The sequence below is a fragment of the Streptomyces sp. NBC_01428 genome (assembly GCF_036231965.1).
Taxonomy (GTDB): Bacteria; Actinomycetota; Actinomycetes; order Streptomycetales; family Streptomycetaceae; genus Streptomyces.
The window spans coordinates 5,273,079-5,288,961 of sequence record NZ_CP109499.1; the positions used below are offsets into that span (position 1 = coordinate 5,273,079).

General features: G+C 72.4%; 9 protein-coding genes. 5 read left to right on the plus strand and 4 right to left on the minus strand.

From position 1 onward, the window contains the following. Positions 1–86: 86 nt before the first annotated feature. Complete coding sequence (locus OG406_RS22935) at positions 87–1,643, minus strand: CehA/McbA family metallohydrolase (protein WP_267051091.1); 1,557 nt, start codon at positions 1,641–1,643, stop codon at positions 87–89. A gap of 198 nt (positions 1,644–1,841) precedes the next feature. On the opposite strand from OG406_RS22935, the gene OG406_RS22940 reads away from it, so the two are divergent. From OG406_RS22940 to OG406_RS22955, 4 genes are all read left to right on the plus strand, one after another. Continuing rightward, a complete protein-coding gene (locus OG406_RS22940; RefSeq protein ID WP_164371725.1) occupies positions 1,842–4,436 on the plus strand; it encodes a bifunctional FO biosynthesis protein CofGH in 2,595 nt (864 codons plus the stop codon). A 131-nt stretch (positions 4,437–4,567) separates the two neighbouring features. Next, positions 4,568–6,667, plus strand: a complete 2,100-nt coding sequence (locus OG406_RS22945; RefSeq protein ID WP_329190930.1) for a LamG domain-containing protein — start codon at positions 4,568–4,570, stop codon at positions 6,665–6,667. A 172-nt stretch (positions 6,668–6,839) separates the two neighbouring features. Then, on the plus strand, positions 6,840–10,151 hold the full coding sequence (locus OG406_RS22950) for a tetratricopeptide repeat protein (protein WP_329187503.1): 3,312 nt from the start codon (positions 6,840–6,842) through the stop codon (positions 10,149–10,151). Between the two features lie 187 nt (positions 10,152–10,338). Further along, a complete protein-coding gene (locus OG406_RS22955) occupies positions 10,339–11,454 on the plus strand; it encodes an ADP-ribosylglycohydrolase family protein (RefSeq protein WP_329187504.1) in 1,116 nt (371 codons plus the stop codon). A gap of 44 nt (positions 11,455–11,498) precedes the next feature. On the opposite strand, the gene OG406_RS22960 is transcribed toward OG406_RS22955, so the two are convergent. Both OG406_RS22960 and OG406_RS22965 read right to left on the minus strand, forming a co-directional pair. Beyond that, positions 11,499–13,073, minus strand: coding sequence for a sodium:solute symporter family protein (locus tag OG406_RS22960; RefSeq protein ID WP_329187506.1), 1,575 nt, complete (start codon positions 13,071–13,073; stop codon positions 11,499–11,501). A gap of 379 nt (positions 13,074–13,452) precedes the next feature. After that, entirely contained in the window at positions 13,453–14,238 is a 786-nt protein-coding gene (locus OG406_RS22965; RefSeq protein WP_164371722.1) for an SDR family oxidoreductase, read from the minus strand. Positions 14,239–14,344: 106 nt separating this feature from the next. Here OG406_RS22965 and OG406_RS22970 point away from each other — a divergent pair, with 106 nt between their 5' ends. Further along, a complete protein-coding gene (locus OG406_RS22970; protein ID WP_329187507.1) occupies positions 14,345–15,184 on the plus strand; it encodes a hypothetical protein in 840 nt (279 codons plus the stop codon). 237 nt (positions 15,185–15,421) lie between these two features. Here OG406_RS22970 and OG406_RS22975 read toward each other — a convergent pair whose 3' ends face one another. Continuing rightward, positions 15,422–15,631 carry a DUF397 domain-containing protein gene (locus tag OG406_RS22975; protein WP_164371720.1) on the minus strand — a complete coding sequence of 70 codons (210 nt, stop codon included), beginning with the start codon at positions 15,629–15,631 and terminating at the stop codon, positions 15,422–15,424. Positions 15,632–15,883 lie beyond the last annotated feature (252 nt).

The window sequence follows — 15,883 nt, forward strand, 5'->3', positions numbered from 1 at the left end:
GTGCGACGGCACCCGCCGCCGTACCGGAGGAGCCCGTCGGCCGTCGGCGGACGGCACCGTCGGACCGGCCGCCGAGGGGAAGCCGGTTACCGGGCGTCTCCCAGGAAGATCGGGTTCGTGAACGCCGCCAGCGCGCCCGGCAGCGGCCCCGCCGCCGCCTCGTGGCGCAGTTCCGCGCGTACGTACGCCGCGTAGGCAGCCGTCGTGCGCCACTCCACCGTGCCCGCCCCGGACACCGGCAGCGGGTCGGAGGTGAACAGCAGACCCTCGTCGGTGACCAGGCGGACCGTGCAGCGCGGGGCGCCGGCGGCCTCCACGCGGACGGTGACCGGGGTGTCCGGGGCGACCTTCAGCCGCTCCCCGATCCCCGCGTGCTCGCCCCGGGCGCCGGACGCGGTGAACGCGAGGGAGACCAGCTGCGACTCGGCGACGTAGGAGCGGCCCGCGCGCAGGCCCGCCTGGACGGCCTCGCGGGTCAGGTCGTCGGCGAGCACGACCGTCTGCGGGGTGCCGACCTGGTCGGGGTCGCGGTGCGCGTCGCTGTTGCCCATCGCCGGGAGCCACCCGCGGCCGTCGTGACCGCCGCCGCTCCGGACGGCGGCGACGAGCATGTTGTCCCAGTCGGCGAGGGCGATCTCGTCGTCGGGGGTGTACGGGCCGTTCCACACCTCGACCGCGTCCGCCTCGCCGAAGCCGAACTTCCAGCCGCAGCCGATGCAGGTGGCGTGCGGATGGGCCGGCACCACGAGTCCGCCCGCCTCCCGGACACGGCGGGCGAACTTCCCGAAGCGGTTGTCGCGGGCCCGGTAGCGCCAGTCGACGAAGGTGCCCGGGTCCGTGCCGAGGGCCAGCACGTGGCCGTTGCGGGTGGTGATCTCCTCGCCGAGCAGGATCAGCAGGTCGTCACCGGCCTGGTCCGCCCAGTGCGGGTGCGAGGAATGGGTGTTGTGGTCCGAGGAGTTGATGAAGTCCAGGCCCGCGGCGCGCGCCAGCGCGGCGATCTCCGCCGGGGTGCGGCGGCCGTCGGAGTACCAGGAGTGCAGATGGCAGTCGCCGCGGTACCAGGCGCGGCCGCGGCCCCGGGCGCGGGCGGGCGGGTACACCGGCTTCGGCGTCACGGCCTGCTCCCCGTACGTCAGGGTGACCGTGACCTCGTACGGGAGCCCCTGCGGTGCCACCGTGTACGGGCCGAGCGCGATGTGCCAGGTGCCGGACCGGACGGGGCCGGGGAGGTAGCCGGGGGTCGCGTCGTCGCCGCGCAGGAAGAACTCGGAGCGCGCGCCGCCCGACCAGCCGCGGAAGCCCCGGCCGCCGAGGTCGGTGCCGCGCTCGTCGAAGATGCCGATGTCCAGGGCGTTGCCCGCGGTGCCGGCCGGCACCGACGGCTTCTCGTAGGTGTAGGCGACCTTGATCTCCCGCACCCCGCGCGGGACTTCGACCGGCAGGTACACGAAGTCCGGCGAACCCGTGGGCAGGGTGCCGCGCACCGTCCGGGTCTCCGTGCCGGAGGCCGGGGTGCCGGGTCCGCCGGCCGCGTCGGCGCCGCTCGCGAAGGTCACGCTTCCCAACGTAAGGGCCGCGGCCGCTCCCGTCACGAACAGGGCACGCCGTGGCACACCGTTTCCGTGGTCGTCGTCGCACATGGGCTGCTCCCGGGATCGGCGTGGCAGTGACATGACATGTTCGGGCAGGGGGCCGGCACCGGCAAGACTGCTGTCCGGCCGTGAACACCGGGGCACGGGAAGGTGAGCGGCACCGGTGCCCCTCCGTAACGCGACGCGGCGCGCACGGAATCGGCCATGCCCTGTAACGCCTGATCAACGCGATCGTATGCTCGAAGGATGACGACCTCCGCGACGGGCGCGACTCCCGGATCCGGGCCGACGGCGAACTCCATGCGGCGTGCGCTCAAGCGCGCAAGGGACGGCGTCGCGCTCGACGTGACCGAGGCCGCGGTGCTGCTCCAGGCCCGCGGCACGGACCTCGACGACCTGACGGCCTCCGCCGCCCGGGTACGGGACGCGGGCCTCGACGCGGCCGGCCGCCCCGGTGTCATCACCTACTCCAAGAGCGTCTTCATCCCGCTCACCCGGCTGTGCCGGGACAAGTGCCACTACTGCACCTTCGTCACCGTCCCCGGCAAACTGCGCCGGGCCGGCCACGGGATGTTCATGTCCCCCGACGAGGTCCTCGACATCGCCCGCCGGGGCGCCGAACTCGGCTGCAAGGAAGCCCTGATCACCCTCGGCGACAAGCCCGAGGACCGCTGGCCCGAGGCCCGCGAGTGGCTGGACGCGCACGGCTACGACGACACGATCGCGTACGTACGGGCCATCTCCATCCGCATCCTGGAGGAGACCGGCCTGCTGCCGCACCTCAACCCGGGTGTCATGTCGTGGACCGACTTCCAGCGGCTGAAGCCCGTCGCGCCGTCGATGGGCATGATGCTGGAGACCACCGCGACCCGGCTGTGGTCCGAGCCCGGCGGCCCCCACCACGGCTCCCCGGACAAGGAGCCCGCCGTCCGGCTGCGGGTCCTGGAGGACGCCGGCCGCTCCTCCGTCCCCTTCACCAGCGGACTGCTCATCGGCATCGGCGAGACGTACGAGGAGCGCGCCGACTCCCTGTTCGCGCTGCGCCGGATCTCCCGCGCCTACCACGGCATCCAGGAACTGATCATCCAGAACTTCCGCGCCAAGCCGGACACCGCGATGCGTGGGATGCCGGACGCGGAACTCGACGAACTGATCGCCACCGTCGCCGTCGCCCGGCACATCATGGGCCCGGCCGCCTGCCTCCAGGCGCCGCCCAACCTCGTCGACAGCGAGTACGGACGGCTGATCGGCGCCGGCATCGACGACTGGGGCGGGGTCTCGCCGCTCACCATCGACCACGTCAACCCCGAACGCCCCTGGCCGCAGATCGAGCTGCTGCGCGAGCAGTCGTCCGAGGCGGGCTTCGAGCTGCGCGAACGCCTCTGCGTCTACCCCGAGTTCGTGCAGCGCGGCGAGCCCTGGCTGGACCCGCGCCTGCTGCCGCACGTCCGCGCGCTCGCCGACCCGGAGACGGGCCTCGCGCTCCCGGACGCGGTCGTCGAGGGCCACCCCTGGCAGGAGCCCGAGGAGGCCTTCACGTCCTCGGGGCGCACCGACCTGCACCACACCATCGACACCGAGGGCCGCACCGGCGACCGCCGCGACGACTTCGACGCGGTGTACGGCGACTGGGAGGCCCTGCGGGAGGCGGCCGCCCCCGGCATGGTGCCGTCCCGCATCGACACCGACGTCCGCTCGGCACTGGCCACGGCGGCCGACGACCCGACGAAGCTGACCGACGACGAGGCGCTCGCCCTGCTGCACGCCGACGGCCCGGCCCTGGACGCCCTCTGCCGGATCGCGGACGACGTGCGCCGGGCCGCGGTCGGCGACGACGTCACCTACATCGTCACCCGCAACATCAACTTCACCAACGTCTGTTACACCGGCTGCCGCTTCTGCGCGTTCGCCCAGCGCCGCACCGACGCCGACGCGTACACGCTCTCCCTGGACCAGGTCGCGGACCGCGCCGCCCAGGCGTGGGACGTGGGCGCGGTCGAGGTGTGCATGCAGGGCGGCATCCACCCGGACCTGCCCGGCACCGCCTACTTCGACATCGCGAAGGCGGTCAAGGAGCGGGTCCCCGGCATGCACGTGCACGCCTTCTCCCCCATGGAGGTGGTGAACGGCGCGACCCGCACCGGCCTGTCCATCCGCGAGTGGCTGACCGCCGCCAAGGAAGCCGGCCTCGACACCATCCCCGGCACCGCCGCCGAGATCCTCGACGACGAGGTGCGCTGGGTCCTGACGAAGGGCAAGCTGCCCGCGGCGACCTGGATCGAGGTCGTCACCACGGCCCACGAACTCGGCATCCGCTCGTCCTCCACGATGATGTACGGCCATGTCGACCAGCCCCGGCACTGGCTCGGCCACTTCCGCACGCTCTCCCGCATCCAACAGCAGACCGGCGGCTTCACGGAGTTCGTGACCCTCCCCTTCATCCACACCAACGCCCCCGTCTACCTGGCCGGCATCGCCCGCCCCGGTCCGACGACCCGCGACAACCGCGCGGTCATGGCGATGGCCCGCCTCCTGCTGCACCCGCACATCCCCAACATCCAGACGAGCTGGGTCAAGCTGGGCACCGAGGGCGCGGCCGAGATGCTCCGCTCCGGCGCGAACGACCTCGGCGGCACCCTCATGGAGGAGACCATCTCCCGCATGGCGGGCTCCAGTTACGGCTCCTACAAGTCGGTCAAGGACCTGATCGCGGTCGCCGAGGCAGCGGGCCGCCCGGCCAGGCCCCGCACGACGACCTACGGCGAGGTCCCGGAGGAACGGCAGCGGACGGCGGCGGCCTCGGACGGCCACCTGCCGGAGCTGCTGCCGGTACTGGAGTGACAGAAAACCCTTTCAGTGCTGTCAGTGGCCCCTGTTAGCTTCTTGCCGCCCGTGTGATCCACGGGCGGCAAGCACGAACAGGGGAGGGCCACTTGAACACATTCCGAAGGACCGGCAGACGCAGACGGCTGCTGGTGGCGGGTTGCGCGACGGCGCTGCTGGCGGGCGCCGCGGGCACGGCGAACGCGGTGGACAACCTGCCGCCGAAGCAGCCGCTGGTGAAGGATCTCCAGACGGGCGGGAAGGCCTGCGCGACGGGGGACGACACGGTGTACGTCGACGCGGCGCCCACGCTCAGCGCGGTGTTGTACGACCCGGAGGAGGACGACCTGCCCGCAGAGGCCAACCGGGTCAAGGGGACCTTCGAGGCTTGGTGGACGGACTCGGCCGGTGTCGAGCAGCGCCGTGCGTTCACCACCGCCGAAGGCATGTCCGGGGGACAGCGAAGCTGGCCCATGCCGACCGACATCCCGGCGAACACCGTCGTCTCGTGGCACGTCCGCGCCGACGACGGAAAGGCGACCTCGGCGTGGAGCGACGCGGGCGACGGCTCGGTCTGCTCGTTCGTCCGCGACGACGTGAGTCCGGAGCGGCCGGTCGTCACCTCGTCGGACTATCCGGAGGAACAGATCCAGGACGGCGTCGGTGTCTACGGCTCGTTCACCCTGGACTCCCCCTCCCCGGACGTGGTCGGGTATCGCTACAACTTCATCGGCGAGCCGTACGCGATCGCGCGTCCGGACGAGATGGGCGGCCCCGCCACCATCCGCTTCCTGCCTGTGAGGAGTGGCACGGACTACCTCACCGTCCAGGCGATCGACCGGTCCAGCCGTGTCAGCACCACGACCACGTACTGGATCCGTGTGAAGTCAGGGCGTGCAGCTGTCGGTCACTGGAAGCTCGACGACCCGGCCGGCTCCCGCTCCGCCGCGGCAGAGACGGGCACCGCGGCCCGCGCGGGCACCGGCGTGACCTTCGGCGGCCCGGCCCCCTCGGGCACGGAGGCAACCGCCACCGTGAGCCTCGACGGCACCGGCCACGGCTTCCTCACCCCGGACGCCCCGGCCACCGACCTCCGCAAGTCCTTCGCCGTGAGCGCCTGGGCGCGCCCCGCCGAGACCGGCCGCACGATGACGGTCGCCAGCCAGGACGCGGCCGGGAAGCCGGGCTTCACCCTCGGCCTCCGGGCCGAGGACTCCGGCCCCGCCTGGTCCTTCGCGATCGGCGGCACCCGGATCACGGGCGGAGCGCCCGAGACCGGTGAATGGGCTCACGTACTGGGCCTGTACGACGCGGAGACCGGCAAGGCGCGGCTCTACGTCAACGGCCACGAGGTCGGCACCGCGGCGGACGCGACGCCCACCGAGGCGTCCGGTGCCTTCCAGATCGGCCGCGCCCGGGGCACCGCCGGCTACCGCGACCGGTGGCACGGCGAGGTCGGCGACGTCCGGGTCCACGACCGGGTCGTGGTGCCGGACGAGGTGACCGAACTGGCGCAGCGCAAGCCGAAACTGCTCGGTCACTGGTCGCTGGAGAACGCGACGGACAGCGCGAGCCCTGAGGGCTCCGGAGGTGCGCCGCTGCGGATCGGTGGCGGCGCGACCGTCTACCGCGCCTCCGACGGCTCCTGCCTCCCCGAGGTGGACCCCGACTGCCCGTACGTGCCGCCGGCGCTGGTCGGCGACGGACACCTGAGCCTGGACGGCGAGACCGGTTACGCCGCCGCCGACGGGCCGATCGTGGACACCGGGGACAGCTTCAGTCTCGGAGTCGTCGTGCGCCTGACCGACTCCGCGCCCTCCCACCCGATGACCGTGCTCTCGCAGGCCGGTGAGCACACCGATGCCTTCAAGGTGCGGTACCAGCCCTCCGACCACGCCTGGCAGCTCGTGATGCCCGTGAGGGACGAGCCCGGAGCACCCGAGAAGGTGGTGGCCCGGCTCGCGGGCGCGGACGGCGGCGAGGGCCAGGGCCACCAGCTGACCGTGGTCTACGACGACGGGACCGACACGATCCGGCTGTACCTCGACGGCTACACCACCGCCGACGCGACCGCGAGTCTTCCGGACGGCTGGCACAGCACCGGCGCCCTCCAGATCGGACGGGGCAAGGTCGACGGTGGCTGGGGCGAGTACCTGCACGCAGATGTGGACGAGGTCCAGGCGTACGCCGGGGCTCTGAGTGGCGGGCAGGTCCTCCAGTTGGGCTTGGGTGCGGGCACCGGCCCGTGACGGCGCAGATCCCGGAGCACTGATCTCCCGACGGCCGCCGGGACACTGGCCCGGCGGCCGTTTCGGCCGTTCCGCACGGATCGAATGCCCTGGCGCGGGCCCAGTTGGGCCAGACTGGATGCGCCGGTCCGGCTCGGACCGGCCGTGCGGCGGGGGAGAGAAGGGACGCAGGGTGGGGGCGCAGCCGTCGATGCAGGAGTTGATCGAGGAGCGCAGGCGGCTCTCGTTCGTCGGGCGGGGGGCCGAACGCGCCGCGTTCCTGCGGAACTTCGACGTGCCGGTGCGCGATCCGGGGCGGCGGTTCCTGTTCCACGTGCACGGCAACGCCGGCGTCGGGAAGACGTTCCTCGTCCGTGAGTTGGAGCAGCTCGCCCGTGAGGCCGGGGCACTGACCGCGTACGTCGACGAGAGCACCGGCAGCGTGCCCGAGGCGATGGAGACGGTCTGCGCCGGGTTCGCCCGGCAGGGACGCCGGCTCAAGGACCTGGAGCGGCTGCTGGAGCGGTACCGCGAGCGGCGCCACGAGGCCGACTCGCTGACCCGGGAGGCGGCCCCGGGCGAGCCCTCCGCCGCCGGGACGGCCCTGGCGCGGGCCGGCCTCGTGGGCCTCGGCATGGTCCCCGGTGTCGGACCCTTCGCCGGGGCCGTCGATCCGGGCCGGCTCGCGGGCGCCGCCGACCGGATGCGGGCTGGGCTGAGCGCACACTTCCGCAGCCGGGACGACGTACGGCTCGTCATGTCGCCCGAAGAGGTCCTCACCCCGGTGCTGCTGGAGGAACTGGCCCGCGCCGCAGGCCGGTTCCCCCGCCAGGTCCTGTTCTTCGACACGTACGAGCGGACCGGTCTCTTCCTCGACGCCTGGCTGCACGCGACGATGGCCCTGGAACGCCACGGCGTCATGCCCGGGAACGTGGTCGTCGTGACGGCGGGCCGGAACCCGCTGGACCTGGACCGCTGGGGAAGCTGCTCGGACTCGGTGACCGAGATGCCCCTGCTGCCGTTCACCGAGCAGGAGGCGCGCGAGGTGCTCGCCGGCCGGGGCGTGGTCGCGGAACCGGTCGTCGAGGAGATCCTGCGCCTCACCGGACGCCTGCCGGTCCTCGTCTCGACCCTCGCCGAGACCCGCCCCGCCGACCCGGACGACGTCGGCGACCCGAGCGCCACCGCCGTCGACAGCTTCCTCAAGTGGGAGCACGACCCCGAGCACCGCGCCGTCGCCCTCACCTGCGCCTTCCCGAGGCGCCTGGACGCCGACGTCTTCCGCGCGGCCGCGGAACGCCCCGAGGAGGAGGCCGACGCCCTGTACGACTGGCTGCGCGGCCTGCCCTTCGTCACCGAGCGCGGCGGCGGCATCCAGTACCACGACGTCGTACGGGCGCCGATGCTGCGCTCCCAGCGGCTCCGGTCGCCGCGCGGCTGGACCGGACGGCACGGCAGGCTCGCGGAGTTCTTCGGCCGGTGGCGCGAGGAGGCGGCGGAGGGCCTGGTCGTCCCCGACGAGGTGTGGAGACACGAGCCGTGGCGCAGGCTGCGGCTGGAGGAGTCGTACCACCGGCTGTGCGCCCGGCCGCGGTCGGCGCTGGGTGACGCGCTGCGCGACGTGGTCGAGGCCTGCCGTGCCGACCGGATGACCGGGCGTACCTGGGCCAGGATGATCGAGGAGGCCGGTGAGGCGGCGGGTGACCCGGCCGTCCGCGACCTGGGCCGGGAACTGGCCGACGCCCTGGAGGACGGTGACGACGGCGTGACCAGGGCGATGGATCTGCTGCTGGCCCGCCCCGCGCTGCAGGGACCCGGGCGGGCCCTGGCCCACGGGGTACGGGCCAGGGAGCTGCGGAACGCGGGGGAGTACGAGCGGGCCCTGGCCGAGTACGGCCGGGCGGTCGACATCGATCCGGACGAGGCGCGCGTCCACTACGGCCGTGGTGTCACCCATCAGCTCCTCGGCGACCACCCCGCGGCGCTGGCCGCCTTCGACCGCGCGGACGAACTCCGGCCGGACACGGGATGGATCATCGCGGGGCGGGCGGAGACATTCCGCCTGGCGGCACGTTTCGGGGAGGCGGTGGCCGACTTCGACCGGGCCGTCGCCCTCGACCCCACGGACGCGGACGCGCTGGCGTCCCGCGCGGTGTGCCGGCACGCACTGGAGCAGTTCGACGCGGCGGCCGCCGACTTCGAACGCGCGCTGAGCATCGACGGGACCGACCTGTGGACGCTCGTCCGCCGGGCCCGGCTGCGCCGTGACACCGACGAGTGGGACCTGGCGTTCACCGATCTCGACCGGGCGGTCCGGCTGGCGCCGGACTCCGCCTGGGTCGCCTCGGAACGGGGCGACGCCTACCGTCTCGCGGGCCGCTTCGAGGACGCCGTCACCGAGCTCGGCCGGGCCATCGGCCTCGAGCCCGACCACGCCTCGGCCCTGGCGGGCCGGGGTGCCTCGCACCACGAACTGGGCGACAGCGAGCGGGCGCTGGCCGACCTCGACCGCGCCGTCACGCTGGTGCCGGAATACTCCTGGGCCCTGGTGATGCGGGCGCGGGTGAGGCGACGGCTGGACGACGTGCCGGGCGCGAACGAGGATCTGCGGCGCGCGCTCGCGGCGGGTCCGGAGGCCGACTGGATCGAGATCGAGCTGGGGAACGCCCACTGGACCGACGGCAGGCACCAGGAGGCGATCGCCGTCTTCCGGCGCGTGCTGGAGCGAGATCCCGACAACGCTTCGGCGCTGGGCTGCCTGGGAGCGACCCACCGTGACCTCAAGGAGTACGCGGAGGCGCTGAGCCTGCTGGACCGTGCCCTGACGGCCGACCCCGACTACGCCTACGCCTACGACCAGCGGGCCCGCGTCCTCCTGGCGACCGGACGGACCGAACGGGCCCTGGCCGACTGGGAACGCCGGATCGCCCTGGGCGGCGAGGTGGACGCGGCGCACTACGAGGTCATGGAGACGCTGATCCACTGCGGCCGACGCGACGAGGCGATGGCCCGGCTGTCCGAGGTCGACCCGGCGCCGGACCCGGACGACGAGCTCGTGTTCGACCGCGACCTGATGCGCGTCGAGGCCCTCCGGTACGGCGGGCAGTGGGCGCGCGCCCGGAGCCTCGCCGAGCGGCTTCGCGCCGAGGACCCGGCACCCGGCACGTTCCAGCTCGCGATGACCGAACTGCGGTCCCGTGGACCGGAGGCCGCGGACCCCTGGTGGCGTGAACTGGCCGGGCTCCTGGACACGGAGGAGCTGGACGAGACCACCCGCCTGCAGGGCCGGTGCATCGTCGGCTGGGGCCTCGGGGACTGGGCCGCCGCGGACCGGGGCCTGACCGAGATCCTGGCCCTGAACCCCGACTGGGACGACCTGGCCGTCCTCGCGGACATCGTCGATGAGCTCCTGCTCGCCCCCGCCACCGACCACGCCCGCCTCCGCCGTTGTCTCGCGACCGTCACAGCGGCCCGCGACGCCGTACGGGCGCGCTGGACGGACTGACCGGTACCGGTGGCGTCCGGTGAGGGCGGCCGGGCGGGGCCGCCGTCCTGTCGGCCGCTGCCCGTACGTGATCGGTCAGTTGTACGGGATTGAGTCCCCTGCTTGGATCCGCGACCTCAACCGACCGTTCCCGTTCGATTACAGTGCTGAACTGTCGGACGTGCGGACGGTGCCTGAGGAGGTCTCGGTGGCTGCGACAGCCGGTGCCGTCTGGGGGCGTGCGGAGCAGCAGGACTTCCGCAGCCGGGTGCGCGGGACGCTGCTCGGCGCGGCCGTCGGTGACGCCCTGGGCGCGCCCGTCGACACGCTCTCCCTGGAGGAGATCCGGGAGGCGCACGGCGCGGAGGGCCTCCTCGACCTGGCCCCGGCGTACGGCAGCCGCGGCGCCGTCACCCACCTCACCCAGCTCACCCTGTTCAGCGTCGACGGACTGGTCCGCGCGCAGGTCCGCCGGGACACCGGGGCCTGGCACCCGCCGACCGACGTGCACCGCGCCTACCGCCGTTGGGCGGCCACCCAGAGCGACTGGGGACCCGACGAGCGGCGCAAGGAGGACGGCTGGCTGGCCCGCGAGGAGTGGCTCTACGCCCGTCGCGATCCGGCCAGATCCTGCCTGCTGGGCCTCGGCGACGACATCATGGGCACGCTGGACGCGCCCAAGAACCCCGGAGAGGCGGGCCCCGAGGCCACCGCCCGCTCCGCGCCGTTCGGCCTGCTCGTCGGCTGGGAGCCCCAGCTCGTGATGCAGCTCGCCGTCGAGTGCGCCGCGCAGACCCACGGACACCCCACGGCCTACCTGTCGGCGGGCGCGTACGCCGTCGTCGTGCACGCGCTGGCCCGCGGGGAGAGCCTCGACGCGGCCGTGCAGCAGGCCCTCGCGCTGCTCGCGGGACGCCCCGGGCAGCAACAGGTCACCGACGCCCTCCAGCACGCCCTGGGGGCCGTACGGCAGGGCATGCCCTCCCCGGGCCGGGTCGAGGAACTCGCCGGGGACGGCACCGCGGAGGGACTGCTCGCCGCCGCGGTGTACTGCGTGCTCGTCGGCGACGACGTCCGGCACGGCCTGTGCCTCGCCGTGAACCACGGCGGTCCCTCCGCCGCGGCCGGCGCCCTCACCGGCGGCCTGCTGGGCGCCCTGCACGGCGAGACGGCCCTCCCGCCGGCCTGGCTGGCCGAACTGGAGGGCCGTCCCTCGGTGCTGGTCCTCGCGGACGACTTCGCGATGGAGATGACCCAGGGGCCCGCTCTGCACGGCCCCGCGGGCTCCTCCCCGGGCTGGCTCACCCGCTACCCGCGGGCCTGAGCCCGGGCGGGCCCGAGCCGGCCCGCTCAGGTCCGGGGCGCTCCTCAGTCCTTGACCGGCGTCCCCAGCACCTCCCCCTCGGGGGCCTCGGCGGGAGCCGGGACCGCGGCGGCCGTGGTGCCGTCGTCGTCCGTGTTGATCTTCTCGATGATGGCGTCCCGCTCCGGTGTGTCCTCGGGCTTCACGATGCCGATGAGGATGTACAGGACGAGGGAGATGACCATCGGGAGGGCGACCTGGTACTCCAGCTTCACATCGGTGCGCTGGGAGAAGTCCAGGTTGTAGTTGACGAGGAAGAACGCGAGCAGACCGCACGCCCAGCTCGTCAGGGCGGCCGTCGGACCCGACTTACGGAACGGCCGGAGCAGACCCAGGATGAACGGGATCGCGATCGGCCCCATCAGACCCGCCACCCACTTGATGACGACGGTGATGATGTCCTTGAACGTCGGGGAGTTGACCTGGGTGGCCACCGCCATGGAGAAGCCGAGGAAGGCGACCGTGGTGACACGGCCCGCGATCAGCCCCGTGCGGGTGTCCCAGGCGCGTGCCGCACGCGAGAACGCCGGCACCACGTCCCGCGTGAAGACGGCCGCGATGGCGTTCGCGTCCGAGGAGCACATGGCCATCGTGTGCGAGAAGAACCCGACGACGACCAGGCCCAGCAGCCCGTGCGGCAGCAACTGGTCGGCCATCAGGCCGTACGCGTCCGAGCCGTCCGGCTTCTGCGCCGTCACCAGGAGCGGCGACAGCCACATCGGGATGAACAGGATGACCGGCCACACGAACCACAGTGCGGCGGACAGGAACGCGGACCGCGTGGCCTGCTTGGCGCTGCCGGTGGCCATGTAGCGCTGCGCCTGGTTCCACATGCCGCCGTTGTACTCGAACAGCTTGATGAACAGGTACGCGATGAAGAACACCGTCATGTACGGGCCGGCGAACCCGTCCGCGTGACCGTGCAGTTTCGGCGAGTCCAGCGCCTTGGACAGACCGCCCTGGTCGGAGATCTTGTTCAGCGCGATGATCAGCATCGCGAGACCGGCCATCAACTGGATGATGAACTGGCCGAGTTCGGTCAGCGCGTCCGCCCAGAGGCCGCCGATGGTGCAGTACACCGCCGTGATGCCGCCGGTGATGAGGATGCCCTGGGTGAGCGTGACGCCGGTGAAGACGCTGAGCAGGGTGGCGATGGCCGCCCACTTCGCGCCGACGTCCACGATCTTCAGCAGGATGCCGGACCACGCCAGCGCCTGCTGGGTCTGCACGTTGTAGCGGTCCTTGAGGTACTCGAGCGGTGAGGCGACGTGCAGGCGTGAGCGCAGCCGGTTGAGCCGGGGCGCGAAGGCCTTGGCGCCGATGGCGACGCCGATGGCGATGGGCAGGGCCCAGGTGACGTACGAGGTGATGCCGTAGGTGTACGCGATGCCGGCGTACCCGGTGAACATCACCGCGCTGTAGCCCGACATGTGGTGCGAGATGCCGGACAGCCACCACGGCATCTTGCCGCCCGCGGTGAAGAAGTCGCTGACGTCGTCCACGCGCTTGTGGGACCAGATCCCGATCGCGGTCATGACACCGAAATACGCGACCAGGACGGCCCAGTCGAGACCGTTCATGTGCCCCCTCCAGGGGTCCGCCTTGTGAACCTGCAGATACCGGACGGCACTTCGCCAGTACACATGGAGGTCCCTCCCCGCTCGGCCGGAGCCGAGCGATCGAAGGAGGGGCGGGGCCCCGTGCGGGAGCGGGGACTTGGGGGATTGAACCGCTGCGGCGACCGGCCGGTCAAGACCTCGCGCGGTCACGGATATGAACGCAGATCAGAAAGCAGAACGATTTTGCCTCTACTTTACCCGTCCGGCTGTTGTCGTGCTCGTGACGTGGAACACACGATGAGCGGGCACTTCGCCAGACCCACAGAGCAACGACACGACGACAGCCGTACGGGATGCGGGTCCCGTGCGCCTGGGAGAGGGGGCCCTCGGGCCGTACCGCCTACCGCATGAGTTCGCCGGCGTTCACGAGCAGCGACTGCCCCGTGATCGCCCGCGCCCGGTCGCACGCCAGGAACACCGCGGCGTCCGCGACGTCCCCGTCCGTGGCCAGCTCCGGCAGCGCCATCCGCTCGGTGAGCCGGCGCAGCACGTCCGCCTCGGGCACCTGCTCCGTGTGGGCCGTGAACTGCACGTACGCCTCGACGGGCGGGCCCCACATCCAGCCGGGCAGCACGGTGTTGACCCGGATCCGGTGCGGGCCGAGCTCCCGGGCCATCGAGTACATCGCACTCGTCAGCGCGCCCTTGGAGGCCGCGTAGGCGGCCTGCCGCACCTGGCTCGGCGCGGCGACCGACGACTGGGTGCCGATGACGACCACCGAACCGCCGCGCTCCTTCAGGGCGGGCAGGCAGGCGCGGGTCATCCGCAGGGTGCCGAGCAGGTTCACGTCGATGACCGACTGCCAGGTCGTGAAGTCCGCGTCCTCCAGACCGCCGAAGTAGCTGTCCCAGGCGGCGACATGGACGACCGCGTCGATCCTCCCGAACCGCTCCACCGCGAGCGCCGCCAGCGCCTCGCACTGCCCCTCGTCGGTGATGTCCGTCGCCCGGTACGCCGTGTGCGTGCCCTCCGGGTCGAGTTCGGCCGCGGACTTCGCCAGGTTCGCCTCCGTGCGGGCGCCGAGCACGGCGTTCCCGCCGTCGCGCACCACGGCCGCCGCGACCTGGTGGCCGAGTCCCGCTCCGACGCCCGACACCACGACGGTCCTGCCGGTCAGCAGTGACATCCGGGGCCTCCCCGACTCTGGCAAATTGTCTGACGGAGCGTCAGAGTATGGGCGTCCGGCGGAGGAAGGAAGCCCCGCGCACGCTCCACCGAGGAAGGGGACCGTCATGTCGGAGGAGACCCGCAGCGACACCTACGCGGACCTGGCCGCCCTCGGCCCGTACGGCGTCCGCCCGGGCCACGCCCTGATCACCCTGGTCGAACCGCACCCGGGCCACGAGTACGCCTACAACCGCTGGTACGAGGACGACCACTACTACGCGGGCGCGATGGCCATGCCCTGGATGTACGCCGGACGCCGCTGGGTGGCGACCCGGGACCTCCAACTGCTGCGCCGCCCCGAGAAGTCCGCGGTGGCGGAGCCGGTCACCGCCGGCTGCTACCTGTCGACGTACTGGGTCACGGACGGCCGCTACGACGACCACATGAAGTGGACCGTCGGGATCAACCGGCGGCTGAACCGGGACGGCCGCGTCTACCAGGACCGTACGCACGTCTTCACGGCCTTCCAGGACCACGAGGCCACCGTGTACCGGGACGGCGCCGCGGGCCCCCGGGACTTCCACGCCCTCGACCACCCCTACGCGGGGCTCGTCCTGGAGGTCGTCGACGCCGCATCACCGGAGCAGCGGGCGGAGTTGCTGGAGTGGCTGCGCTCCCGCCACCTGCCGAGGCGCCTGGCCGGCTCTCCCGCGGCCCTGGTGACCGTCTTCCGGCCCACCCCGCTCCCGGGTGACCGGATGACGTACGTGAAGCAGGTGGAGGGCGTGGACACCCGGCTCACCCTGCTCTGGTTCCTGGAGGCGGACCCCCGGGACTGCTGGGAGGACCACTTCACGGGCCTGGACGAGGCGGTGGCCGAATCCGGCCTGGGCCGGGTCGAGTTGCTCGCCCCCTTCATCCCCACGGTCCCGGGAACGGACCGCTACGTGAACGAGCTCCGCTGAACCGACGGCACCCCACGGCGAGTGAGCCGAAGGGGCGCGCCTGTGTCGGGAGGCCGAGCGCGCGGAGGCCCCGACGGAGGAGGGGTCGAGCACGGTCGGCCTCCCGACACAGGCTTCTGCGCCCCGGAGGCGAACCGAGCCCCAAAAAAAGAGGAGGGCCCCCTCGGCCAGGACGGCGGGCCGGTCGAGAGGGCTCTGTCGGTGGAACGTATGAAGTTGTGTCGGGGTCATCCGGCGTCAGACGAGGTCGGAGGCTCCTCGGCCGACCTCGGCCACGAAGGTGTTCCACGCGTCCGCGGGAAAGGCCAGCGTGGGGCCGGCGGGAACCTTGGAGTCACGCACGGCCATCGCCGTGAGAACCGGGGACTTGACCTCGACGCAGGCGCCGTTGCCGGTGGAGTAGGAAGACTTGGTCCACGTGTCGGTGGCACCCTGCTGAATTGCCATGATCGCTCCAGAAAGCAGTCGTTCTTCGGTGAGTTGCCGCCTTCGACGCCATCGACGCGCTGTCACCGGGCTGCGGATCCACTACGGAATCCGCAGCTCGGTTTGCGCCAACGTTGTTCTTCGGTGGCGTGATCGACGCTACTCGCCAACATCGGGAGGCGAAGCGACTATTCACTCGACTGGATGGCATATTCCAGTGGGGTCTTCCATGTTGAGGTGCCGAAGGTGTAGGGTCCGGCACCTTCTCTGCGG